At 67.5% G+C, this 22,777-nt stretch carries 18 protein-coding genes and 1 tRNA gene; 7 read left to right on the plus strand and 12 right to left on the minus strand.

The features are described 5' to 3' along the window. Positions 1–58 precede the first annotated feature (58 nt). Entirely contained in the window at positions 59–3,220 is a 3,162-nt protein-coding gene (locus tag M1K48_RS10960; protein WP_249455175.1) for a TonB-dependent receptor plug domain-containing protein, read from the plus strand. Between the two features lie 103 nt (positions 3,221–3,323). Here the strand turns inward: M1K48_RS10960 and M1K48_RS10965 are convergent, their stop codons facing one another. Further along, positions 3,324–4,154, minus strand: a complete 831-nt coding sequence (locus M1K48_RS10965) for a D-Ala-D-Ala carboxypeptidase family metallohydrolase (protein WP_249455177.1) — start codon at positions 4,152–4,154, stop codon at positions 3,324–3,326. Positions 4,155–4,214: 60 nt separating this feature from the next. Here M1K48_RS10965 and M1K48_RS10970 point away from each other — a divergent pair, with 60 nt between their 5' ends. The 3 genes from M1K48_RS10970 (at position 4,215) to M1K48_RS10980 (ending at position 6,062) form a co-directional block, all read left to right on the plus strand. Then, entirely contained in the window at positions 4,215–4,535 is a 321-nt protein-coding gene (locus tag M1K48_RS10970; protein ID WP_249455179.1) for a polyhydroxyalkanoic acid system family protein, read from the plus strand. A 70-nt stretch (positions 4,536–4,605) separates the two neighbouring features. Continuing rightward, positions 4,606–5,913: an FAD-dependent oxidoreductase gene (locus tag M1K48_RS10975; RefSeq protein ID WP_249455181.1), complete on the plus strand. Its 1,308-nt coding sequence runs from the start codon at positions 4,606–4,608 to the stop codon at positions 5,911–5,913. A gap of 72 nt (positions 5,914–5,985) precedes the next feature. Next, positions 5,986–6,062 (plus strand) — tRNA-Pro (locus tag M1K48_RS10980). A gap of 8 nt (positions 6,063–6,070) precedes the next feature. On the opposite strand, the gene M1K48_RS10985 is transcribed toward M1K48_RS10980, so the two are convergent. From M1K48_RS10985 to M1K48_RS11020, 8 genes are all read right to left on the minus strand, one after another. Next, positions 6,071–6,937, minus strand: a complete 867-nt coding sequence (locus M1K48_RS10985; RefSeq protein WP_249455182.1) for a hypothetical protein — start codon at positions 6,935–6,937, stop codon at positions 6,071–6,073. Between the two features lie 10 nt (positions 6,938–6,947). Then, positions 6,948–8,432, minus strand: a complete 1,485-nt coding sequence (locus M1K48_RS10990) for a S10 family peptidase (protein ID WP_249455183.1) — start codon at positions 8,430–8,432, stop codon at positions 6,948–6,950. A gap of 65 nt (positions 8,433–8,497) precedes the next feature. Further along, positions 8,498–10,324: an autotransporter outer membrane beta-barrel domain-containing protein gene (locus tag M1K48_RS10995; protein WP_249455184.1), complete on the minus strand. Its 1,827-nt coding sequence runs from the start codon at positions 10,322–10,324 to the stop codon at positions 8,498–8,500. A 103-nt stretch (positions 10,325–10,427) separates the two neighbouring features. Continuing rightward, positions 10,428–10,727, minus strand: a complete 300-nt coding sequence (locus tag M1K48_RS11000; protein WP_249455185.1) for a GNAT family N-acetyltransferase — start codon at positions 10,725–10,727, stop codon at positions 10,428–10,430. Then, a complete protein-coding gene (gene fahA, locus M1K48_RS11005) occupies positions 10,727–12,004 on the minus strand; it encodes a fumarylacetoacetase (RefSeq protein WP_249455186.1) in 1,278 nt (425 codons plus the stop codon). The genes M1K48_RS11000 and fahA overlap by 1 nt, the downstream gene beginning before the upstream one ends. After that, positions 12,001–13,290 carry a homogentisate 1,2-dioxygenase gene (gene hmgA, locus M1K48_RS11010; protein WP_249455188.1) on the minus strand — a complete coding sequence of 430 codons (1,290 nt, stop codon included), beginning with the start codon at positions 13,288–13,290 and terminating at the stop codon, positions 12,001–12,003. The genes fahA and hmgA overlap by 4 nt, the downstream gene beginning before the upstream one ends. Positions 13,291–13,355: 65 nt before the next feature. Further along, positions 13,356–13,574, minus strand: a complete 219-nt coding sequence (locus tag M1K48_RS11015; RefSeq protein WP_168067788.1) for a hypothetical protein — start codon at positions 13,572–13,574, stop codon at positions 13,356–13,358. Positions 13,575–13,644: 70 nt separating this feature from the next. Beyond that, positions 13,645–13,875, minus strand: a complete 231-nt coding sequence (locus tag M1K48_RS11020) for a KTSC domain-containing protein (RefSeq protein WP_249455190.1) — start codon at positions 13,873–13,875, stop codon at positions 13,645–13,647. A gap of 166 nt (positions 13,876–14,041) precedes the next feature. Here M1K48_RS11020 and M1K48_RS11025 point away from each other — a divergent pair, with 166 nt between their 5' ends. The 3 genes from M1K48_RS11025 to M1K48_RS11035 all read left to right on the plus strand — a co-directional run bounded on the left by M1K48_RS11025 (position 14,042) and on the right by M1K48_RS11035 (position 20,773). After that, positions 14,042–15,202: a PAS domain-containing protein gene (locus M1K48_RS11025; protein WP_249455191.1), complete on the plus strand. Its 1,161-nt coding sequence runs from the start codon at positions 14,042–14,044 to the stop codon at positions 15,200–15,202. 85 nt (positions 15,203–15,287) lie between these two features. Further along, complete coding sequence (locus tag M1K48_RS11030; RefSeq protein ID WP_249455193.1) at positions 15,288–19,913, plus strand: NAD-glutamate dehydrogenase; 4,626 nt, start codon at positions 15,288–15,290, stop codon at positions 19,911–19,913. Positions 19,914–19,921: 8 nt separating this feature from the next. Beyond that, complete coding sequence (locus M1K48_RS11035) at positions 19,922–20,773, plus strand: ATP-grasp domain-containing protein (protein ID WP_249455195.1); 852 nt, start codon at positions 19,922–19,924, stop codon at positions 20,771–20,773. A 1-nt stretch (position 20,774) separates the two neighbouring features. On the opposite strand, the gene M1K48_RS11040 is transcribed toward M1K48_RS11035, so the two are convergent. Genes M1K48_RS11040 through hemH form a run of 3 tightly spaced genes read right to left on the minus strand, consistent with a single transcriptional unit; the run spans position 20,775 to position 22,775 of the window. Continuing rightward, positions 20,775–21,014, minus strand: coding sequence for a ribbon-helix-helix domain-containing protein (locus M1K48_RS11040; protein ID WP_406697363.1), 240 nt, complete (start codon positions 21,012–21,014; stop codon positions 20,775–20,777). 2 nt (positions 21,015–21,016) lie between these two features. Continuing rightward, positions 21,017–21,739, minus strand: coding sequence for an acetoacetyl-CoA reductase (phbB, locus tag M1K48_RS11045; RefSeq protein WP_249455199.1), 723 nt, complete (start codon positions 21,737–21,739; stop codon positions 21,017–21,019). A gap of 28 nt (positions 21,740–21,767) precedes the next feature. Further along, positions 21,768–22,775 carry a ferrochelatase gene (hemH, locus tag M1K48_RS11050; protein ID WP_249455201.1) on the minus strand — a complete coding sequence of 336 codons (1,008 nt, stop codon included), beginning with the start codon at positions 22,773–22,775 and terminating at the stop codon, positions 21,768–21,770. Positions 22,776–22,777 lie beyond the last annotated feature (2 nt).

The raw sequence follows: 22,777 nt of genomic DNA on the forward strand, positions 1-22,777 counted from the left end.
AGGAACAATGCGCCGATCCAACCTATGCTCAACGGCAGCCTGGCAGGTTCTCACTTTGATGAGTGCCGGACTGCTCGCCGCCGCTCCTGCCGCCGCCCAAGATGCCGGTGGGCAGCCAAGTAGCGGGCAGCCCCAGAACCAGGATCAGTCGACCGGCGGCGCGCCGCAGGCCGGGGCCGAGGCGCCGGCCACTCCGATCAGCGACGCCAATGCCGACAGCACCGACGAGGAAATCGTCGTCACCGGCACGATCTTCCGCCGCACCAACACCGAGACCCCTTCGCCGGTCACGGTTCTGTCGTCGAAATCGCTCGCACGCCGCGGCATCACCAACGTGTCGGACGCGGTTCGCGCGGTGTCGGCCGACAGCAGCGGCTCGATCCCCAACGCCTTTGCTGCTGGCTTCGGCGCCGGCGCCTCGGCTCCCTCGCTGCGTGGTCTCGGCGTCAACAGCACGCTGACCCTGTTCGATGGCCAGCGCGTCACCAACTATCCTTTGTCGGACGACGGCCAGCGCCTGTTCGTTGATCTGAACACCATGCCCCGCGTGTCGATCGAGCGGGTCGAAGTGCTCAAGGACGGCGCTTCGTCGACCTACGGAGCGGACGCCATCGGCGGCGTCGTCAACGTGATCCAGCGCAAGACCTTCAACGGCCTCGACGCCACGGTGGAAGGCGGCACGTCGGAGCATGGCGGCGGCGACCAGTATCGCGGCTCGGTGCTTGCCGGGTGGGGCGATTACGAAGGGCGCGGCCTCAACTTTTACGTTGGCGCGGAATATGAGCTCAACAAGAAGATCTACGCCCGCGACCGCGGCTTCCCCTTCAATACTAACGATCTGAGCAGCCTGCCGGGCGGCCTCAACCTGAACGCCGATCTGCTTGATTCGGGCGGCACGCCGACGGTGGCATCGGTGCGCCGGGCGACGCAGCTCACCAACAACGACCTGCTCACGGCCATTCCGCTGTCGGCGGACGCCGGCGGCGGCGTCTTCACCCTGCTCAACCCTGCGCAGTGCACCGAAATCGGCGGGACGATCACGCTCGACCCCGACACCGGAAGCCGCAGCTGCGCGGAAAACCAGGTCGCCAACTATGGCGAGATCCAACCCAAGACCGAGCGCTATGGCATCGTGACGCATGGCGCTGTTCGCCTCGGCGACAATACCGAAGCCTATCTGTCGATGAGCTGGTACCGGAATAACCTCGTCGCCGGCGGCTTCCCGCAGAATTTGCGCACCACCAGCCCGATCCAGACCAGCACCTTCGTGCTTCCAAACTATGTCTGCGCGGCCGGGGTCAATTGCGACACCGCGACCGACCGCCAGCTCAATCCCTACAACCCCTATGCTTCGACCACCGGCAATCCGCTCGATAACGCCGCGCAGCTCTACTACCGCTTCGGCGCCCGCGACGGCTTCAATCTGGACGGTGGCTTCCGCAACGAAGTGCTGCGCGGGGCCTTCGGGGTCGCCGGCGGCTTCGGCAGCGGGTTCGACTATCGCGTCGACGCGGTCGGCACGCAGAGCCGTCTTCGCCTGACCAGCAACGTCGTCAGCCTGGCCGGCTTCACCGCGGCGATCGCGCGCGGCCAGTACAATCTGATCAACCCCGCCGCCAACAGCGCCGCGGTGCGCAACTCGGTCATCCTCGAGAACAGCTACACCGCCACCTCCGCACTTTACGGCGTCCAGGGTGTCGTCACCAAGGACCTGTTCTCGCTTCCGGGCGGCAACCTGCAGGTCGGTGTCGGCGGCGCCTTCCGCCATGAATCGCTCGATAATCCGAACGGCAACCCGACCGGTGACTTCATCGGTTTCAACCAGGCCAATGCCAAGGGCGACCGCGACGTGTCGGCCGCCTTCTTCGAAGTGTCGGCGCCGATTCTGCGACAGCTCGAAGTGCAGGCGTCGGGTCGCTACGACCATTACTCGACCGGGTTCAGTGCCTTCTCGCCAAAGGTCGGCGTGAAGTTCACCCCGATCCGCCAGGTCGCCCTGCGTGGGACCTGGTCGAAGGGCTTCCGTGCTCCATCGTTCGCGGAAACCTCGGGCCAGATCACCGGCTTCACCACCTACACGCCCGGCGGCTATCAGTCGCTGTGCGAGCAGCATGGCGGAACCTATGACGACGGCTCGTGCGTCGGCGGCAGCCCCTACACCCGCAGCGGCCAGGCGCTCGGCTTCCGCAACAATGCGAACCCGGACCTCGACCCTGAAAAGTCGAACAGCCTGACGGCCGGTATCATCGTCCAGCCGATCCGCCAGTTCAGCTTCACGGTCGATTACTATCGCATCAAGAAGCGGAACATCATCACCGGCGGCCCGCTCTCCAGCGACGCGCTCGACGCTTATTACGAAGGCGGCACGTTGCCGGCGGGTTACGACGTCATTCTCAACCCGATCGATCCCCTGTTCCCGAACGGGATCCGCTCGGTCGCGATCATCGTCGGACCCTATGAGAATGCCTCGTCGCTGGAGACCTCGGGCTTCGACTTCGCGGCGCAGGCTGATTTCCGCCTGGGGCCGAACCTCCGCTTCTCCAGCAACATCGAAGCGACGCGGATCAACAAGTTCAATTTCCGCGCCTGCTCCGATGACAGCAGCGATGCTTGCGACCTCCAGCGCTATGTCAGCACGCAAGGGCCGTACATCATCTCGTCGGGCGCCGGCACGCCGCGCTGGCGCGGCAACTGGTCGAACAGCGTTGAGTTCGGTCCCGCCACGCTGACCGGCACCATCAACTATGTCAGCGGCTATCGTCAGACGGCCGAGGACCAGAATGGCGCCGGGACGGGATCGGATTGCAGCACCAACCTGTACAATGCCGACTTCGCCTGCCGGACCAAGAGCTTCACCTGGGTGGACCTGGTCGGCAGCTTCAAGATCACGGACAGCGTGACCCTGTACGGCAACGTGCTGAACCTGTTCGACAAGAAAGCGCCGATCAACCCGGCCAACTATGCCGCGTTCAACTACAACCCGACCTACACTCAGGCCGGTGCGGTGGGCCGCTTCTTCCGGGTCGGGCTGAACTTCAGCTTCCGTCCGAAGCCGGCGCCGATCGTGGAGGAGGTCGTCGCGGCCCCGCCGCCGCCGCCGGTCGCGCCGCCGCCGGCGACGCAGACCTGCGCCGACGGGTCGGTGATCCTGGCGACCGACACCTGCCCGGCCGCTCCGACGCCGCCGCCGCCGCCGGAGGTCGCACCGGTTCGCGGCTGAGGACAATCATCAGCTACTGGGGAAGGGCGGCGCGAAAGCGTCGCCCTTTTTTCATGCGCAATATTGAGAGATTCGATCGTCCGGCCGAACGCGGCAAACGCGATCAGAGCGGCGCCAGCGGATCCTTGACGGGCAGTGTCGACACCGTCTCCCGCGGCTTCAGCGCCGGGGCCGCGCTCACCGTGGCGGTGGTCGATGCGGTCTCTGCCGGGCCCAGTCCGCCGATCGGGGCGGAGGCCAGCACCGGCGCCTTCACCTCGACCTTCGGGCAGGCAAGGTGGCCATGGTCGTCGCGGCCCCAGGTGCGATACTTCCAGCTGTCCACGTGGAAGCGCATCTTGGTGTAGAAGCCCAGCCCGGCATTGAAGCGCGGGCCCTGGCGCTGATGCGCGCTGCACAGCCGTCCGATCATCGTATCGCGGCCGATCGGCTGCAGCGGCACGAAGTCGATCGCGCTCATCGAACGGTGCACGCTCTCGGGCGCTCCGCCGGCGCAGCGGTTGAGGGTGGCGTTGCGGAACACGCTGACCGGCTCGACCGGTCCGACCGAGGGGACCACATAATCGCGGACATAGCGAAGCGTGTTGACGATGTTCGACCATTCGTCCTGCGGCGGGACTTCGAACGGCTCGGCCCCGCAGCGGCGCCAATCGCTGGCGGTGCGCAACAGCTGCCAGGTCGGCGCGACATAGGAAACGCCGCTGCTCGTCAGATAATCGTGGAACAGCCGGACCTGTCCCGACCGCCACGGATTGCTGGCGATCCACCGCCGGTAGCCGGGTTCGTCCTGGCCGGGCTCGACATAATCGGCGGTCGGATTGAACGGCGCCGGAAACAGCATCGGCTGGGCAGCGCCCGCCACGGCGGTCGCCGCCTGCGCAGGCGCTGGGGCCGCGAGGACCGAGGCGAACAAGACTGACAGCAGGTGCCGCATGAGCACAGGATAACGCGGCTCTTCTTGAAAAGACACTGAACGCCACTCACTTCGCCGTGCATGAGCACTCAGCCGATCCACGTCGACCTCCCTCACAAGCTTGGAAAGACCGAGGCCCGGCGGCGGATTGCGGACAATATCCACAAGCTGACCAGCTTCTTCCCGGGCGGCGGCAGCGTCACCCACCAGTGGCAGGGCGACCGGCTCGACCTCGATATCGCTGCGATGGGCCAGGCGGTCACCGCACGCATCGACGTCGAGGAGGCCGTGCTGCGCGTCCATGTCGCCCTGCCCGGCCTGCTCGGCATGATGGCCAAGCCGATCGAAGCGGCGCTGCGCAGCAAGGGTAGCGAACTGCTGCTGGAAGACCGCTCCAAATAGGACCCGCGGGGCGGGCGCATTGCCTCGCCTTCCCAACAGTGACAGTCTCCCGGCTGGAAGGGGAAGGCCCATGCGCCACATCGCCATTGTCGGCTCCGGTCCCGCCGGTTTCTACACCGCCGAAGCCCTGCTCAAGTCGGGCGACGTGACGGTCGACATTATCGACCGCCTCCCGGTCCCTTACGGATTGATCCGGTTCGGCGTCGCCCCCGACCACCAGTCGATCAAGGCCGTCGCCCGCCGCTACGAAAAAGTCGCGCTGACCCCTGGCGTGCGCTTCCTCGGCAACGTCCATCTTGGCGCCGACGTCTCCTCGGAGGAATTGCTCCATTATTACGACGCGGTGGTGCTGGCGACCGGCGCTCCGCTAGACCGCCGGCTCGGTATTCCGGGCGACGACCTGCCCGGCGTGGTCGGCTCGGCCGCGTTCGTCGGCTGGTACAACGGTCATCCGGACTTTGCTGACCTCGCCCTGCCGCTCGACCAGGGCCATGCGGTGATCGTCGGCAACGGCAATGTCGCGCTCGATTGCGCCCGCATCCTCGCCAAGACCCCGGCCGAGTTCGTCGGCTCCGACATTGTCGCGCACGCCTTCGAGGCGCTGGGATCGAGCGCGATCCGCTCGATCACCATCCTCGGTCGCCGCGGACCCCATCAGATCGCCATGACGCCCAAGGAATTGGGCGAGCTCGGCCACCTCGAAGCCGCGGCGCCGCTGGTCGATCCCGACGACTTCCCGCCCGCCGGCACCGACGCCGCGCTCGATCCCGGTCAGCGCAAGAGCGTCGAGCTGCTGCGCGGCTATGCCGCCACTCCGCCCGACGGCAGCAAACCGCGCACCATCATCTTCGACTTCTTCGCCAAGCCGATCGCCATCGAGGGTGAGGGCAAGGCCGAGCGGGTGATCGTCGAGCGCACCGCGCTGGGCCCCGACGGCCAGGCTCGCGGCACCGGTCAGACCTATGCCCTGCCTGCCGGCCTCGTGATCAGCTGCATCGGCTACGCCTCCCCGCCGATCCCCGGCGTCCCCTATGACGAGGCGCTGGGGCGCTATCCCAACCGCGAGGGACTGGTCGGAGACCGCATGTTCGCCGTCGGCTGGGCCCGGCGCGGACCGACCGGCACCATCGGCACCAACCGCCCCGACGGCTTCGCAGTGGCCGAGGCGATCGATGCCGCTTTCCCGCCGGGCGCGACCGCGACGGGCCGAGACGGACCCCTTGGTCTCGACCGCCTCCTCGCCAGCCGCGGCTGCGACCCAGTGCTGTTCGCGGACTGGCAGAAGATCGAGGCCGCCGAGGTCGCCGCCGCCCGCGCCGGCGCCCCGCGCGAAAAGTTGGTGCGCGTGCCCGACCTCCTCAAGGCCAGCGGCCATTGAGCGCTTGCTTCCATGTCACCCGCCGCCTAAAGACCGCCCCGCCTTGGTTCCCGCTTACCCGCGGGTTCCGGTCGGGGAGTAGCTCAGCCTGGTAGAGCACTGTCTTCGGGAGGCAGGGGCCGGAGGTTCGAATCCTCTCTCCCCGACCAACTTCTCTTCACCCTAGCGAGCGCAGCCGGCGCCGCAGGGCCTTGTCGAAGTCTTTCAGCCGAAAATTCTGCGGGTCGTCATGGGCCTGGGGCAGGCCGTGGTCGATGGTCGCATGCTGAGCCGGGATCAGCCACGCGCCGGCCCGGACGCTGAGCGCGATATAGAGCAGCGCCAGGCGATCATATTGGGTGCGGCTGAAACCGGGTTTGGGCGCGATCGCATCGTTCCAGCCTTCGATCGCCGGGTCGCGCCGCCGCGGCATCACCGTTTCGACATGCAGGAACAGGCCCTTGGCCGGAAGCCCGATCACCCGCGTCTCCAGCTTGGTCGCGCGCCACGGCCGGGATAGCGGCTGCCCGACCAGCACCTGCCCGATGCGATTGAGAAACAGGTGCGCCACCGGAAACTTCTCCGGATCCGCATTGGCGGGGAAGTAGTAAGCGAAGCTGTTGACCTTCGCGTCGCCATCGATGTCGGCCGGGAACGGCTCGTCGGCATAGTAAGGCGTGCTGGTATCGTGGATCACGAAATAGCGCGCGAGCGGCGCGGCGGGGTCGCCATCGCGCGCCCGCGACACCGGCTCGTCGAGGCCGCCGATGTCGATATTCTCGGCGGCGAGGAGCCCTGCCACCCGCGACTTGTCCGGCAGGGCCCTCCGACCTTCCAGGAGCGGCGCCAGGCCCTTCGGCAGGCGCTTGTGTGCGGGGCCGAGCGCGCCGCGCTTGCCGACGGGGGTCATCAGGCAGCGCGCCTGCTCCGACGGGCTTCCGGCGAAGCTCAGCGTCGCGATCTCGAACCGGCACAGGCCGACCACTGGCGGCGGCGGGGCCGGTTGGACGACCTGAAACAGCACCCCCGCGAGCAGAAGGCTCAACCCCACCCTGTCAGCGAGCCCGAATGAACGCGCGAACGTCGCGGCTGAGTTTCACCCGGTCCTCGTCGCGGACGTACATCATGTGCCCCGCGTCGTAATAATGGAATTGCACGCGGTCCTGCGGCACGCCGGTGCGGCTCAGCGCATATTCGGCGGCGAAGAAGGGCGTCGCGAAATCATACCAGCCTTGCGCGACAAAGGTGCGCAGCCCGCTATTCTCACGCATCGCCTTGCCGATCCACGGAGTGAGGTTGAGGTAGGCGTTGTCGTCGCGCCCGCCGATCCGCCAGTCCCAGTCGCGCCCGATGTTGCTGATTGACTGATATTCGCGGTCGGTACGGAAGCCGAGCGCGCCGCGCTGCCATTGGTTGACCGCCGCGGTATAGCCAGCGTCGATACCGTAGAAGCTCGGGTCATTGTCGGGCGCTTCGCCGGCGCTGTCGTAATCGCGCCCGGTGTAGCGGCTGTCGAGCCGGCCTACGGTCAGACCGCGATCGCGCAGCAATTCCTTGTAGAAACGGTCGGGCGTCACCCGCAGGTCGGCACGCTCAAGAAAGGCTTCGCTGAGGCCTGTCAGCTGGGCCAGCCGGGCGCGCACGGCGGTACGTTCTTTGGCGCTCGCTTTCTGCCCCTTGAGGAGGAAGCTGGCGTAGGGGCCGATCGCATATTGGCGCGCGGTTTCGGCCAGGACGGCCGGGCTCCCGGCGCTGGTCTTGCCGTGGAACAGCGCGGTGACCGCCATCGACGGCAGGTTGGTAATGTAGCCAAGCTCGTTGCCGGCGGCGTCCGATCCGGCCGCGAAGTCGAGCACGGTCGAGATCAGGATCAGCCCATTAAGCCCGACGTCGTTGAAGGTGGCACCCTCGAGCTGGTTGACGACGGCCGCGGTGCGGCTGGTGCCGTAGCTTTCTCCGCCGAGATATTTGGGACTGCCCCAGCGATTGTTGTCGCCCAGCCAGCGGCGAATCACCTCGGCGACCGCGCGCGCGTCTTGCTGGACGCCGTAATAATCCTTGGGATCACCGCCGGGCAGGATAACCGAGAAGCCGGTTCCGGGCGGGTCGATGAAGACGAGGTCGGTGACGTCGAGCAGGCTGTCCGGGTTGTCGACCAACGGATAGGGCGGAGCGCCGTCGTCGCGGGCGTCGGAGGGAATCGCGACCCGCTTGGGCCCGAACGCGCCCATCTGCAGCCAGACCGAGCCCGAACCCGGCCCGCCGTTGAACAGGAAGGTCACCGGCCGCGAGGGATCGCGCGGTTCCTTGATGTAGGCGGTGGTGACGATCGCTGCGTCTGGCACCCCGTCCTTGTTCTTGAGGACGGTCTCGCCGATCGCCGCGGAATAATTGACCCGCTGGCCGCCGAAGCTGCCGCTGTGGCGGGTCGTGACGAGCTGAGGAACATAGGCCCGCGCTTCCGCCTCGACCTTTTCCTGCGCGGCCGCCGGCACGGGGGCGATAGCCAGCACGGCGGCGGCGAGGAGGAAAAGCTTCATCGGGCCATCATGGCGCGGCGGGAGCGGAGCGCAAGGCTGCTCCCGCCGTACCAGGATGTCAGGGGTCAGAAGCCGACGCGGACGCCGCCCTGGACGCTCACTTCATTACCCATGTCCTTGCCCGCGGTCGTGCTGCCGTTGACGTCGAGCTGGATGTTGCTGGTGAGCTGGGCCGAGGCGCCCGCGGTGAAGCGGGTATAGATGCTCTTGTCTCGCTCACCGAGGTCGAAGCGATTGACGATGGTGGGGCTTGCCGTCTGCGCGAAGCTGATGGTGCGCCCGTCGCCCTTGAAGTCCTTCTCGAGCATCGCCGAAGCAAACGGACGAAGGCTGCTGCCGCCGGCGCTGAAGTCGCCGCGAAGCTCGAGGCCCGCGCCGCCGACAAGCGCCGAATAACGCTGCGCACCGACGTTCAGGCGAAGCGCGGCGTCGCCGGCCTCGGTGTAGCCGTCGACCTTGGCCTTGGCGTAATCGAGCGCGACCACCGGGCCGACCCGAAGCGGTCCGAGCCCGGCCAGGAAGCCGGCCTTGGCACCCGCGACGACATGGCTGCCCTCGGGGCTTGCCGACAGGCTGTCGATCACCGCCGCGCGGCTGATCTCATAGTCGGTGCGGCCATAGCCGGCGTGGCCCTGAACGAAGACCGGGCCGAGGGCATAAGCGGCATAGACACCGCCCTGCCAGCCATTGCCCTTGATGCGGGCGCTCTCGTTTGCGAGCCGCGCCTTGCCGCGGGTGATGCCGCCGGCGACGCCGACCAGGCCATTACCACCGAAGCCGAACTCGACACCGGCAGTGGCACCGACCGAATCGACGTCGAAGGCGTCGTTGAGGTTGCTGGCGCGAACGTCGCGGCTGAAGCTGTCGCCCACCACGAACACGCGGGCGCCTTCCAGCACCTCGCCATCGCGCGGGCTGCCGAGGTCCATCCGGCTGTTGAGGGTGCGGCCGAACTGCAGCGCATTGTCGAGTGCGAGGTCGCTGGTCGCGCCGATGTTGAGCGGCGCCTGGAGCTGACGCTGCACATATTGCCCGACGACTGCGAAGCCGTCGGAGCTGAGATGCAGCGCGTCGACGTAGAACAGATAGCCGTCGCACCCGCTCAGCACATTGGCCTGGGTCGGCGCGCAGACGACGCCGTTGGGCAGGCCGTAGGCCGCGCCATTGGCCTGGATCGATCCGAGCACCGAGCTCAGGTCGAGATAGTGGACCACGACGCCGCGCGAGGCATAGCCGGCAAGCGTCTGCTGCAGCGCATTGTTGTAGGTGGTCGAGAAGGTGTTGCGGACCGCCTGCGCCGCCGGGTTGGTCGCGACCTCGGGCAGCAATGCGGTGTTGCCGGCAAGGAAGCTGATGGTCGGCGCGCCGGCCGCGACCAGCCGGTCGAGCTGAGTCCGGCTCGCGGCGATCGCGTCGTTGACGGTGAAGGCGCCGTAGAGGCCCTGCTGGAAGTAGCGGGCGTCGTTGCCGCCGATCGACACGGTCAGCAGGTCGTTGCGGCCGAAGGTCGGGGCGCCATTGGGAAAGGCACTCGCCTGCGTTCCGACGTTGAGGAAATTATCGACCTCGAACTGCAGGTCGAAAGTGGTCGCCGGGGCGCCGCGCACGGCGCTCGCACCGCCGATGGCGAAATTCTCGACCGGCGCGCCAAGCAGCAGCGACAGGGTATCGATGTAGTTCGTTCCGCCCGAGAAGCGCCCGGTTGGGTAGATGCCACCCTGGAAGGTCGCGGGATTGAGGCCGGTCAGCCGGAACAGGTTGCCCGTGTCGGCATAGCTGTCGCCGAACGCGACGATCCGGGTGATGCGCTGGGCATCGGCAGGCGCCGCGAACCCGAGTGCGAGTGCGGCAGTGGCCCCGAGCAGGGCGCGAGTGCCAAGACGCTGAATCATGTGTGTTTCCTCCCCGGCCGAACAACGGCCCCAGGAGAACAGCTATGCCCGCCGAGGCCGCGCACTGACAAGTGGCGACGGCGCAACAGTGATGCCTCCCGCGCTAGCCCCCGAGGCGCTTGCGCGTGTCGGCATCGAGGAGGTCGTGATACTCCGGATGCCGCTTCAGGTAATTGGCGTAGAAGCTGCAGGCGGGGATGACCTGCAATCCCTCGGCCCGGGCCCAGTCGAGCGACGCCTTGGCGATCGCCGAGCCGATGCCCTGGCCTTCGTGGTGCGGCGGGACGACGGTGTGCGGGAAGGTGACCTTGCCCTGTCCGAGCCGGTAGTCGGCGAAGCCGATCGCGCCGTCGTCGAGGTGGATCTCGAACCTCTGCTCGTCCTCGTTGCGGATCACGTCCATCAGCCCACCACCAGTCCGCGGCACTCGCCAAGCCCGATCGACACGAAGCCCTCGGCCTCGGCCCGCGCGGTGATCACCAATTCGTCGCCGTCTTCGAGGAAACTGCGTGTCTCGCCCGTCGGGAGCGTAAGCGGCTCCCTGCCGCCCTTGCTGATCTCCAGCAGCGAACCAAGCCCGTCGGACGAAGCGGTCGACAGCGTGCCTGTTCCGATCAGGTCGCCAGGCTGGAGATTGCAGCCGTTGCAGCTGTGGTGGGCAATGATCTGCTCCACGGTCCAGTACATCGCGTCGCTCGCCCGGCCTTCGCTCAGGCGACGGGGAGCCATGCCGCCCTCGCGCATCTTCTGGGTAGTGAGAGCCGCGCTGACGGTAAGGCCGAGCCCCGGCCTGGCCGAACCGCCGTTCAGATAAGGCAGGGGTTCTGGATCGCCATCCGGCCGGACGAAGGCATCGACCATGAACGGCGCCATCGCTTCGGGCGTGACCAGGAAGGGCGACACGCTGGTCAGGAAGTTCTTGGCCAGGAACGGCCCGAGCGGCTGATATTCCCACGCCTGGAGGTCGCGCGCCGACCAGTCGTTGAGCAGGCAGTAGCCCGCGATCGCATCCTCGGCCTGGTCGATCGGAATCGCCTCGCCCAGCGCATTGCCAGGCCCGATCCAGACGCCCAGTTCGAGCTCGTAGTCGAGCCGGCGCGACGGGCCGAACACCGGTGCATCGGCCTCGGGCGGCTTGCGCTGTCCGCTCGGTCGCACCACCGGCTGGCCCGACACACGCACACTGGACGCCCGGCCGTGGTAGCCGATGGGCACATATTTGTAGTTGGGCAGCAGCGGATTGTCGGGGCGGAACTGGCGACCGACATTGGTCGCGTGGTGAATGCCGACGTAGAAGTCGGTGTAGTCGCCAATGATGGTCGGCAGGTGCATGGTCGCTTCCGACTGGCCGATCAGCGCGGGATCGACCGCATCGCGAAAGGCCTCGTCCGACAGCAAGTGCGATAGCCGCTGGCGAAGTGCGACCCGCGGGCCGGTCCCCAGCGCCAGGAAAGCGTTGAGGACGGGCTGTGCCAGTTCCTCGACCCAGGCGTCGCCAAGCGCCTCGGCGATTGCCGGCAGGTCGATCAGGAAATCGCCGATCGCGACGCCCGTTACCCGTTCGCGCCCCTCGCTGGAGAAGATGCACAGGGGCAGGTTCTGGATCGGGAAATCCGAATGGCCGTTGGCGCTCTCGACCCAGCTCAGCCGGGCGGGATCGTGGGTGTCGTCGATCCTCATGGCAGGCGCGCCTTGGGGAAGTCGGCCCAGGCGGCATCATAGTCGGGCTGCGAGCGGTCGAGCATCCCGGCAGGCACCTCGAACGGCCAGCAGCTTTCGATCATGAACGCCATGGTGCCGTCGATCTTGTGCGGTTTCAATTCGGCCTCGCTCGCTCGGCGCCAGGTTTCGACATCGGGGCCGTGCCCGCTCATCATGTTGTGCAGCGACAGGCCGCCGGGCTGGAAGCCCTCGGCCTTGGCGTCATAGGCGCCGGTCAGCAGCCCCATGCATTCGCTCATCACGTTGCGGTGGAACCACGGCGGGCGGAAGGTGTCCTCGGCCACCATCCAGCGCGGCGGGAAGATGACGAAGTCGACGTTGGCCCGACCGACCATATGCGACGGCGAGGTCAGCACGGTGAAGATCGACGGATCGGGATGGTCGAAGCTGACCGTCCCGATCGCGTTGAAATGCGACAGGTCGTAGCGGCTCGGCGCCAGATTGCCGTGCCAGGCGACCACGTCGAGCGGGCTGTGATCGAGCGTGGTGGTCCACAGCTTGCCGCCATATTTCTGGACCAGCTCGGTCGGCTCGTCCCGGTCCTCGAACCAGGCGGCCGGGGTCTCGAAGTCGCGCGGGTTGGCGAGGCCGTTGGCGCCGATCGGACCGAGGTCGGGCAGGCGGAACGGCGCGCCGTAATTCTCGGCCAGGTAGCCGCGGGCCGCGCCGTCGGGCAGCGCGATCTTGAACCGTACGCCGCGCGGGATCAGCGCGACCTGGCCGGGCGCGATCTCGATCCGGCCAAGTTCGGTCAGCAGGTCGAGGCGGCCTTCCTGCGGCAGGATCAGCAGTTCGCCATCGGCGGACACGAACACCCGGTCGAGCCGCTCGACATTGGCGGCGTAGAGGTGCACCGCCACGCCTTCGAGGTCGGCCGGCGCGCGGTTGAAGACCGCGGTGGTCAGCCCGTCGATGAAGTCGGTGCCGACAGCGGGCTCGGGCAGTGGATCCCAGCGCAGGCGATTGGGGGCGAGCGGGCCCGAGGCGCGGCATTCGAGACCCGGCGCGCCTTCGTAGGGCGTGAACGGGCGATGGTCCGCGCTCGGTCGCAGGCGATACAGCCACGAGCGGCGGTTCTCGTGCCGCGGCATGGTGAAGGCCGTGCCCGACAATTGTTCGGTGTAGAGGCCGAAAGCCGGGCGCTGGGGAGAATTGCGGCCCTTGGGCAGGGCGCCGGGCACCGCTTCGGTGGCGTGATGCGCGCCGAAGCCGCTCAGGTAGCCGGGGGAGGAGCTGGTCAGCATGGGTCCGGCTTTAGGCCGGTGGAGCGGGGGAGGGAAGCGTTGCGCCCCCCTCCGCCCGACCGCACTTAATTGACGTTGACGTTGATCGAATCCGGCACCTTGATCTCGGTCTTGGAGCCGCCGAACGTGCCGTTGGAATACAGCAAGTAGCCGATCGCCAGCACCGCCAGCAGGACGATCACGGCGATCAGGCCGCTGCTTCCGCCGCCGCCGCCGGTGTTCACGACCGTGGTCCGCTCGACCACCGGGCCATCGTCTATTCCGTCGCGATTGAGATCGGCCATGTCATCACCCCTTGATTGTTGTGGCGAAACGAACGCGGCGGCCGACCAACCGTTCCTGTGGCGCGTCGGTTTAGTGGTTAACAGCGCGTTTGGTGGCCTCCGCGTCACGCAAGGGGTGACAGTCAAAGCGCCCGCGAATGGCTCGGTTGAAATAGACGCCCTTCGAGGAAGTGGTGGCGAATTCTTCCGCTACGTCGGCCGGAACGCCGAGATAGAGGTAGCGTCGTCCGGTGGCGAGGCTGAGTTCCAGCGCGCGGTGCTCGGGCCAGTAGAGTGCGCCGACGATCAGGCTGCTGTCCATCGCAAGGAGTAACGCGGGACGGCGGCTGCGGATTCACCGCTTTGCGACGAGGGGATTCCCACGCGAGTCGAACCGCTATACTTAACCGATTGGTAACCGCGGCGGAGGTAGTTGCATCCTTAATGGGGGTAATGGCGGACGCATGGACGGCAGCTTTGCAGCAGGCATGATCGCGGATCATGAAGAGGAAGACCCGGCGGTCGCGATCGGCACCGACGAGCGTCGAATGCATGTGCGCGCCTACAACTACTGGAGCTCGCTGCTGGCCGGGCGCGACTTCCCCTCGATCGAGGATCTCGACGGGCGCGACGTATCGGACTTTGCCGACCACAGCCTGCTGCTCGACTTCACTGCCAGTTCCGACAATCCGGTCACCAGCTTCATCGGCGCCGCACTGCGCGCCGAATGCGAGATCGGTGACGAGGTCCGGACGATTGCCGACGTTCCGCCGCGCTCGCTGCTCAGCCGACTGACCGATCACTGGCTGCAGATCGTCGCCAATCGCGCGCCGATCGGCTTCGAAGCCGAGTTCACCAACCAGCGCGGGCACGACATTTGCTATCGCGGGATCCTGATGCCGTTTTCCTCGGACGGGGAAACGATCGATTTCATCTATGGCGTGATCAACTGGAAGGACGGCATCGCGGCGCCTGCGCCGGTCCTGTCGCTGGTCGAGGAGGACGACGTGCTCGACCTCGTCGACGGGATCGAGCCGGAGTTCGAGGACGTGGCGCCGCTCGGCGAGGATGCGGGTCTCGCCGACCGGCTGTCCGCCGCGCGCGAGACGGTTGAAGTGCTTAAGGCCGCCGACGGACGCAGCCGAGCAGCGCTCTACCGGGCGCTGTCGCTGGCCTATGACTTCGCGGTCGCCAGCCGGCGGGTGCCGGACGATTATGCCGAACTGCTCGACGATGCCGGGATCAGGTCGCAGGCCCGCGCGCCGATGACCCCGATCGTCAAGCTCGTGTTCGGTGCCGATTACGACAAGGCGCGGCTGACCGAATTTGCCGCCGCGCTTGCCCATGCCGAGCGGTGCGAGATCGATTTCGAGGGCTTCCTGCCGTTCATCGAGAGCTTCCCCGGCAGCCTCAAGGGGTTGGTCGCGGCCGAGCGCGATGCCCGCCGGCCCGACCGGCGCAGCGATACGCGGGTCGACAAGGCGCGGGTCATGCTTCGCTCGGTCAATGCCCAGCCGCTCAGCGCGCTTGCCGGCAACGACGAATTCACCTTGGTGCTGGTCCGCCGCGACGCCAACGGCAAGGTCGAACCGGTTTGCGCCGTTCCCGACCTGAACCTCCTCGAAAAGGCCTTCCGCCACCTCGGCTGAGCTTTCTCGCGGTGCGTCGCGGGGTTGTGACCCGGGGTGCCCGGGTCTAGACGCGCCCCAATTCTCAATGGGAGCGTAAAGAGTGATGGCGGCTGACCCCCGCGCGTCCGCATCGATGGCGGACGCCTTTTCCCAAGCCCTAGTCGATGGTGCCCTGCCCGGCGAAACCGAGGGGTTCACCCCGGCCGAGCAGGCCGAGGCGGCAGCCTTCGTCGGCGAAGTCGCGGCCGAGCGCCGCCCCGGCGAGGTCGCGCTCAAGCTGCAATCGGTCGGGAGCGAAGCGGCGCGTCGCCTGATGCGGCTGGTCATCGTCAACGACGACATGCCCTTCCTGGTCGACAGCGTCGCGGCGGTGATCGCCGGGCACGGCTTGACCGTCCGGCGCCTGTTGCACCCGATCGTCCACGCGACCCGCGAGGGCAAGCGCTTGGTTTCGCTCGGCGAAGGCAATCCCGAATCGATCATCTACGTCGAACTGGACCGGGCCGACGCGCGCGGCCGGCATGAACTGGTGCAGGAAATCGAGGCGGTGCTTGCCTCGGTCCGGGCGGCGGTCGGCGACTGGCAGACGATGCTCGCCACCATGCGCGAGGATGCGGCCGAGGTCGCCCGCTCCGACGCCGAAAGCGGGGCGCTGCTTGCCTGGCTGGCAAGCAACAACTTCACCCTGCTCGGACACAAGCTGGTCGCGGCCGACGGAGGCGTCGGCGAGGGCCTCGGCATCCTGTCCTCCGCCGGGATCGACCTGTGGGGCAGCGAAGACCTGCGCGGGCTGGTCGACGCGCTTCGCAACGATCACCGCCGGGTGCTCCTGCTCAAGGCCGACCGGCTGTCCCCGGTGCACCGCCGGGTGCCGCTCGACGTGGTCGTCGTGCGCCGCGGCGACAACTCGCTGTCGCTTCACGCCGGTCTGTGGACCAGTGCCGCGCTCCGCTCGCCCCCGGCCGAGATCCCGGTCGTCCGAGGCCGGCTTGCCGAACTCGACCGCGAGCTTGGCTTCGCGCCCGCCAGCCACGGCGCCAAGGCGCTTGCGCATGCGCTGTCTACATTGCCGCCCGACCTACTGATCTCGTTCGACGAGCGCGAGGTGAGGGCCGCGGCCCTGACCGCGATGAGCCTGGCCGATCGTCCACGCCCGGCCTTGCTGCTGCTTCCGGGCGCCCTGCATCGCCATCTGTTCGCGTTCGTCTGGCTGCCGCGCGACGAGCTTTCGACGACCCGCCGGATAGCCATCCAGCGGATGATCGAGGAAGCGGTGCTGTCCTCTGTCACCAATTGGGCGGTCGAACTTGGCGACGGTGATTTGGCGCTGATCCGCCTGACGCTCGGCTTTGCCGCCTCGCGACCGCTGCCCGATGTCGCCATTCTCGACGCGCAGCTGGTCGACATGGTCCGCGGCTGGGCCCCCGCGGTCGAGGCCGAGCTGAGCGAGCGGGTGGGCAGCAGCCGCGCGATCCGCTTGGCGCTGACCTACCTGCCGGGCGTTCCCGAGGATTACCGCAGCCGAGCTTCCGCCGGGGAAGCGGCCTCCGACATCCTTCGCCTATGCGCGCTGGAGGGAGCGGACGACCGCGACGTCCGGCTGCATCGCGAGCCTTCGGACCGTCCGGGCCAGCTGCGCCTGAAGCTCTACCGGTCGGGCGGGCTGGTCCCCCTGTCCGAAGCCGTCCCGGTGTTCGAGAACTTCGGGTTCCGGGTGATCGAGGAGCATCCGACCGCGCTTGGCGAAGATAGCCGGCTGGGCCACATCCACGACTTCCGGCTCGAACTGGCCGGGGCCGATCCCGACGACTTGCTGGCGCGCACCGACGTGATCGAGGGCGCGATCGGCGCGGTCCTCCAACGCCATGCCGAGGATGACGAATTCAACCAGCTGGTGCTGTTCGCCGGGCTCGACCCGCAGCCGGTCGTATGGCTGCGCGCCTGGTTCCGCTACCTGCGCCAGACCGGCGTCGCCTATGGCCTGGTAACGGTGGTCGATGCGCTGAAGCGCACCCCGGCCGCGACCCGCGCCCTGGTCAGCTGGTTCACCGCCGCACACGATCCCGCCCGCGAAGGCCGCAAGGCCGCGGTCGAGGCCGAGCGCGCCGCGTTCGAAGCGGCGCTGAACGGGGTCAAGTCGATCGACGACGATCGCATCCTGCGCCTGTTCCGAAGCGTGGTCGAAGCGACGCTGCGGACCAACGCCTTTTCGCCGCGCCCCGACGAAGCGCTGGCCTTCAAGCTCGACCCCACCCGCATTCCGGGCCTCCCAGCGCCGATCCCGTACCGCGAAATCTGGGTCTACAGCCCGCGGGTCGAAGGCATCCACCTGCGCGGCGGACCGGTCGCCCGCGGCGGGCTTCGCTGGTCCGACCGGCGCGACGACTTCCGCACCGAGATCCTCGGCCTGATGAAGGCGCAGCTGGTCAAGAATGCGGTGATCGTGCCAACCGGCGCCAAGGGCGGTTTCTATCCCAAGCACCTGCCCTCGCCCGCGACTGACCGCGAGGCGTGGCTGGCCGAGGGCACCGAAAGCTACCGGATCTTCATCCGCTCCTTGCTGTCGGTCACCGACAACATCGTCGAGGGCAAGGTGGTCCATCCGGACGGGGTGGTCGTCCACGACGGCGACGACCCCTATTTCGTGGTCGCCGCCGACAAGGGCACCGCGACCTTTTCCGACGTCGCGAACGCCATTGCGCTCGACCGCGGCTTCTGGCTCGGCGACGCCTTCGCCAGCGGCGGGTCCAACGGCTACGACCACAAGGCGATGGGCATCACCGCCAAGGGCGCGTGGATCAGCGTCCAGCGCCACTTCCTCGAAATGGGCATCGACATCCAGTCCGAGCCGGTGACGGTCGCCGGCTGCGGCGACATGTCGGGCGACGTGTTCGGCAACGGCATGCTGCTGTCGAAGGCGATCCAATTGGTCGCCGCGTTCGACCACCGCCACATCTTCATCGATCCGACTCCCGACCCGGCGACCAGCTGGGCGGAACGGCGGCGCCTGTTCGACCTGCCGCGGTCGAGCTGGGACGATTACGACCGGAGCAAGCTCAGTCCCGGCGCGATGATCGTGCCGCGCAGCCAGAAGGAGATCGTGCTGACCCCCGAAGCCGCTGCGGCGATCGGGGTCCAACCAGGGGCGTTCGATCCGGCGGGCCTGATCAGCGCGATCCTCAAGGCGCCGGTCGGCCTGATGTGGTTCGGCGGGATCGGCACCTATGTGAAGTCGCGCGCGCAGGCCAACAGCGCGGTCGGCGACCCGGCCAACGATGCGCTGCGGGTCGATGCCACCGATCTTCGCGCCAAGGTGCTGGGCGAGGGCGCCAACCTGGCAATCACCCAGGCCGCGCGGATCGAGTTCAGCGAGCTGGGCGGGCGCTGCAACACCGACTTCATCGACAATTCGGCGGGCGTCGATTGCTCGGACAATGAGGTCAACATCAAGATCCCGCTCAACCAGGAGATGCTGGAAGGTTGGCTCACGCTGGAGGCGCGCAACGCGCTGCTGGAAAGCATGACCGACGAGGTCGGCGAACTGGTGCTCGACGACAATCGCCGCCAGACGCTGGCGCTGTCGGTGGCAGAGCGCAGCGGGGCAGCCGGACTTCCGGTGCAGGTCCGCACGCTTGAACTGCTGGAAGCGGCCGGGCGGCTCGACCGCCGAGTCGAGGGGCTGGAAAGCAGCGACGAATTGCTTCGCCGCGTCGGCGACAATCGCGGGCTGACCCGGCCCGAGCTTTCGGTCCTGCTCAGCCTGGCCAAGCTCAGCCTGCAGGACGCGGCCGAGGAACTGCGCCTGGCCGAAGACCCGTTGATGCACGAGCAATTGCTGGCGGCCTTTCCCAAGCCGCTTCGCGAGGCGCATCGCGAGGCGTTGTTGCGCCACAGGCTCGGTAACGAGATCATCGCCACCAAGGTCGCGAACCGCTTCGTCAACCGGCTGGGGCCGAGCGTTGCGCTCGACCTGACGGAAGAGGAAGGAAGCTCGCTGGCGCAGGTCGTCGCGGCCTTCCTGACTGCCGAGCGCCTGCTCAAGCTCGACCTGCTGTGGCAGCGGATCGAGGACGCACCGGTCAGCGAGGCGGTCCGGCTCGACCTGTTCGCGATGGCCGCGCAGAGCGTACGCAGCCACATGAGCGACATCCTCCGCGCCGCAGGCGGGGAGACGGGCGTGTCCGATCTGGTCGCTCTGCTGGAGCCGGGCCTGACCGAGATCGACGCCGCCGCGCGCTCGATCATCCGCGACGAGGTCAAGGCACAGGCGGTCGCGCTTCACGGCTCGCTCGAGGCGCTTGGCGCGGGCGAGGCGATCGTCAGCGGGCTGGTCAAGCTGTACGAGCTCGACGGCGTGTTCGGCATCGCCGCTCTGTCCCAGCGCAAGGAAATGGACGCGCTCGAACTGACCCACGCTTACGTCCGGATCGGCGAGGCGCTGGGCATTGACTGGGCGCAAAGCCAGGCGCTGCGCCTTCATCCGGTCGACCAGTGGGAACGTCTCCTTGTCGCCGGCCTGCTCAAGGAGTTCGAGCAGCTGCGCATCGACTGGCTGTCACGCACCCGCGGTGACGACCCGGTCCAGGCGGTCGAACGCTGGGCCGAGCGGCAGGGCAAGCGGATCGATCAATTCCGCCGGCTGGTCACCCGCGCGCGGAGCGGAGGGTCGGTGAGCGTTCCGATGCTGGCGCAGATCGCCAGCCAGGCCCGCATCCTGTTGTCGCGCTAGGGTCCGCCATGCGCATCGCGATGCTGACCCCGGCACCCGACTATGGGGCGGACTTCGACTGGGCCTTCGACAATCAGGCCGACGCGCTCAAGGCAGCGGGCGCCGAGGTGAGGGGCGTGCCTTGGACCGCGTTCGACAGTCCAAGCGATTTCGACCTGGTGTTGCCGCTGGTCGCCTGGGGCTACCACCTGCGTCACGCCGAGTGGCTCGCGTTCCTCGATCGCGCGGAGGCCGAAGGCTGGCCGATGATCAACCCGCCGGCCCTGCTGCGCTGGAACAGCGACAAGGCCTATCTCCGCGAGCTGGAGGCCAAGGGAATCGCCGCGGTGCCGACGCTGGAGGTCGATCACCTCAACGAGGCGGCGCTGGCGGCGGCGCACGGGGTGCTGGGCGCGGCGGAAGTGGTGATCAAGCCGCCGGTCTCGGCCGGGGCGTGGGGGACCTATCGGCTGAAACCGGGTGAGCCGCTTCCGCAAGAGGTGCACGGCCAGCGGATGCTGGTGCAGCCATGGCTGGGCGCGGTGGTCGAGGAGGGCGAGTATAGCCTGATCCTGCTCGGCGGGCGCTTGTCGCATTGCGTCGCCAAACGGCCCAAAGCGGGTGACTTCCGGGTCCAGCCCTATCATGGCGGGACGACCGAAGCGGCCGAACTGCCGGAAGGCGCGCTGGCCTTGGCCGAAGCGGCATTGGCGGAAGCGCCAGCCAAGGCCACCTACGCCCGCGTCGACCTCATCCGCGGCACTACCGGCGAGTTGCAGTTGATGGAACTCGAGCTGATCGAACCGGCGCTGTTCCTGGAGTGCGAACCGACCGCCGCCGCCAATTTCGCAGCCGCGATCCTCAGCGAAGGCCTCGCCTAGCTCACCCGCCCAGCGCGCGCCCGAACAGCCATTGCCGCAGCGCGCTGGTGAGGTTGGGCGGGTCTAAGACCTTGAGCCTCGCTTCGTCGATCTCGGCGACCAGCGCGTTCACCGGCATCTCGGCATCGCGAGCCGCGATCTCCAGCGCACGCCAGAACAAGGGTTCCAGGCTGATGCTGGTCTGGTGACCGCGGATCAGGACGCTTCGCTTTACGGGCGGCGAATAGGTGACGGTCTCCACCGTCAATACATGTGCTGCCCGCCGTTGATGGACAAGGTCGACCCCGTTACGAACCCGGCGTTTTCATCGACCAGGAAGGCCACTCCCCGCGCGATCTCGTCGGCCCGTCCCAGCCGGTTGACCGGAATCCGGGCGACGATCTTGCCGAGCACGTCCTCGGGAACGGCGGCGACCATGTCGGTGTCGATGTAGCCCGGGGCGATGGCGTTGACGGTGATCCCGGCCCGCGCGCCTTCCTGAGCAAGCGCCTTGGTGAAGCCGTGGATGCCCGACTTGGCGGCGGCATAATTGACCTGGCCATATTGGCCGGCCTGGCCGTTGATCGAGCCGATGTTGACGATCCGGCCATATCCGCGACCGACCATTCCGTCCCACACCGCCTTGGCCATGTTGAAGCAACCGCCGAGGTTGGTGTCGATGACTTCCTGCCACTTGGCATGGTCCATCCGCTTCATGGTGGTGTCGCGAGTGATACCGGCATTGTTGACCAGCACGTCGACCGGCCCGAGTGCTCCCTCGACCTCGCGCACGCCTGCGAGGCAGGCGTCATGGTCGCTGACGTCCCACCGGAACGCCTTGATCCCGGTTCGTTCGGTGAACGCCTTCGCGCGCTCCTCATTGCCGGCATAATTGGCGGCGACGGTCATTCCCGCCTCCTGAAGCGCGACGCTGATCGCCTCGCCGATGCCGCGCGTGCCGCCGGTCACGATTGCCACTCTAGCCATCAAACTCTCCTCCTCAGGAGAAGTGAGCCTAGGCAGCCGCAATCCACCCGGCAAGCTCGCGGCGGATCAGGGCTTCCAGCATCGCCATGCCTTCGTCGCGGTCGTTGAGGCAGTCGAGCCGGGCGAAGTGGGTTCCGCCCGCACCCTCGAACTCCTCCTTGCCTCGAATGCCCAGCTCTTCGATCGTCTCCAGGCAATCGGCGGAAAAGCCCGGTGCGGCGATGGCGATCCGGGTCACGCCCTGCGGAGGATAGGCCTTGAGGACATCGTCGGTGGCAGGCTCGAGCCACTTGTCGCGGCCGAAGCGCGACTGGAAGCTGGTGTCGACCGGAAGGCTGAGCCGCTCGGCGAGCAGGCGCGCGGTCTTGCGGCAGTGGCAATGATAGGGGTCGCCCTTGCGCAGCGTCCGCTCGGGCATGCCGTGATAGGACAGCAGCAGGCGCTGCGGCGTGAAGTCGAGCGTCGCCAGCTGCGCCTCGATGTCGCGCTGCAGCGCGCCGATATAGTCGGGGTTGTCGTGGTAGGGCGGAAGCGTGCGCAGCGCCGGCTGCCAGCGCATCCCGGCCAGCGTCAGAAACGCATAATCGTTGGCAGTGGCCGTCGTCGCCGCGCAATATTGCGGATAAAGAGGCGCCAGCAGGATGCGGTCACAACCGGCATCCTTGAGTGCGGTCAGCCGGTCCGGGATCGACGGATTGCCGTAGCGCATCGCCCAGTCGACCATCACCGCCTCGCCCAGCCGCGGAGCCAGCTTTTGCGCCTGGCGGCGAGTGATGGCGGCGAGCGGCGACCCTTCCTCGGTCCACACCTGCGAATAGGCATGCGCCGACTTGGCCGGGCGCGTGCGCAGGACGAGGCCGTGGAGGATCGGTTTCCAGATCGCGCGCGGGATCTCGACCACGCGCGGATCGGACAGGAATTCGGCCAAGTAGCGGCGGACGGAGGGCACGTCGGCGCCATCGGGGGTGCCGAGATTGGTCAGCAGGACACCGATCTTGCGCGGCGGGATGACGGGATGGTCGGAAGGAGGAAGCATGA

The sequence above is a fragment of the Sphingomonas glaciei genome, from assembly GCF_023380025.1.
Classification (GTDB): domain Bacteria; phylum Pseudomonadota; class Alphaproteobacteria; order Sphingomonadales; family Sphingomonadaceae; genus Sphingomicrobium; species Sphingomicrobium glaciei.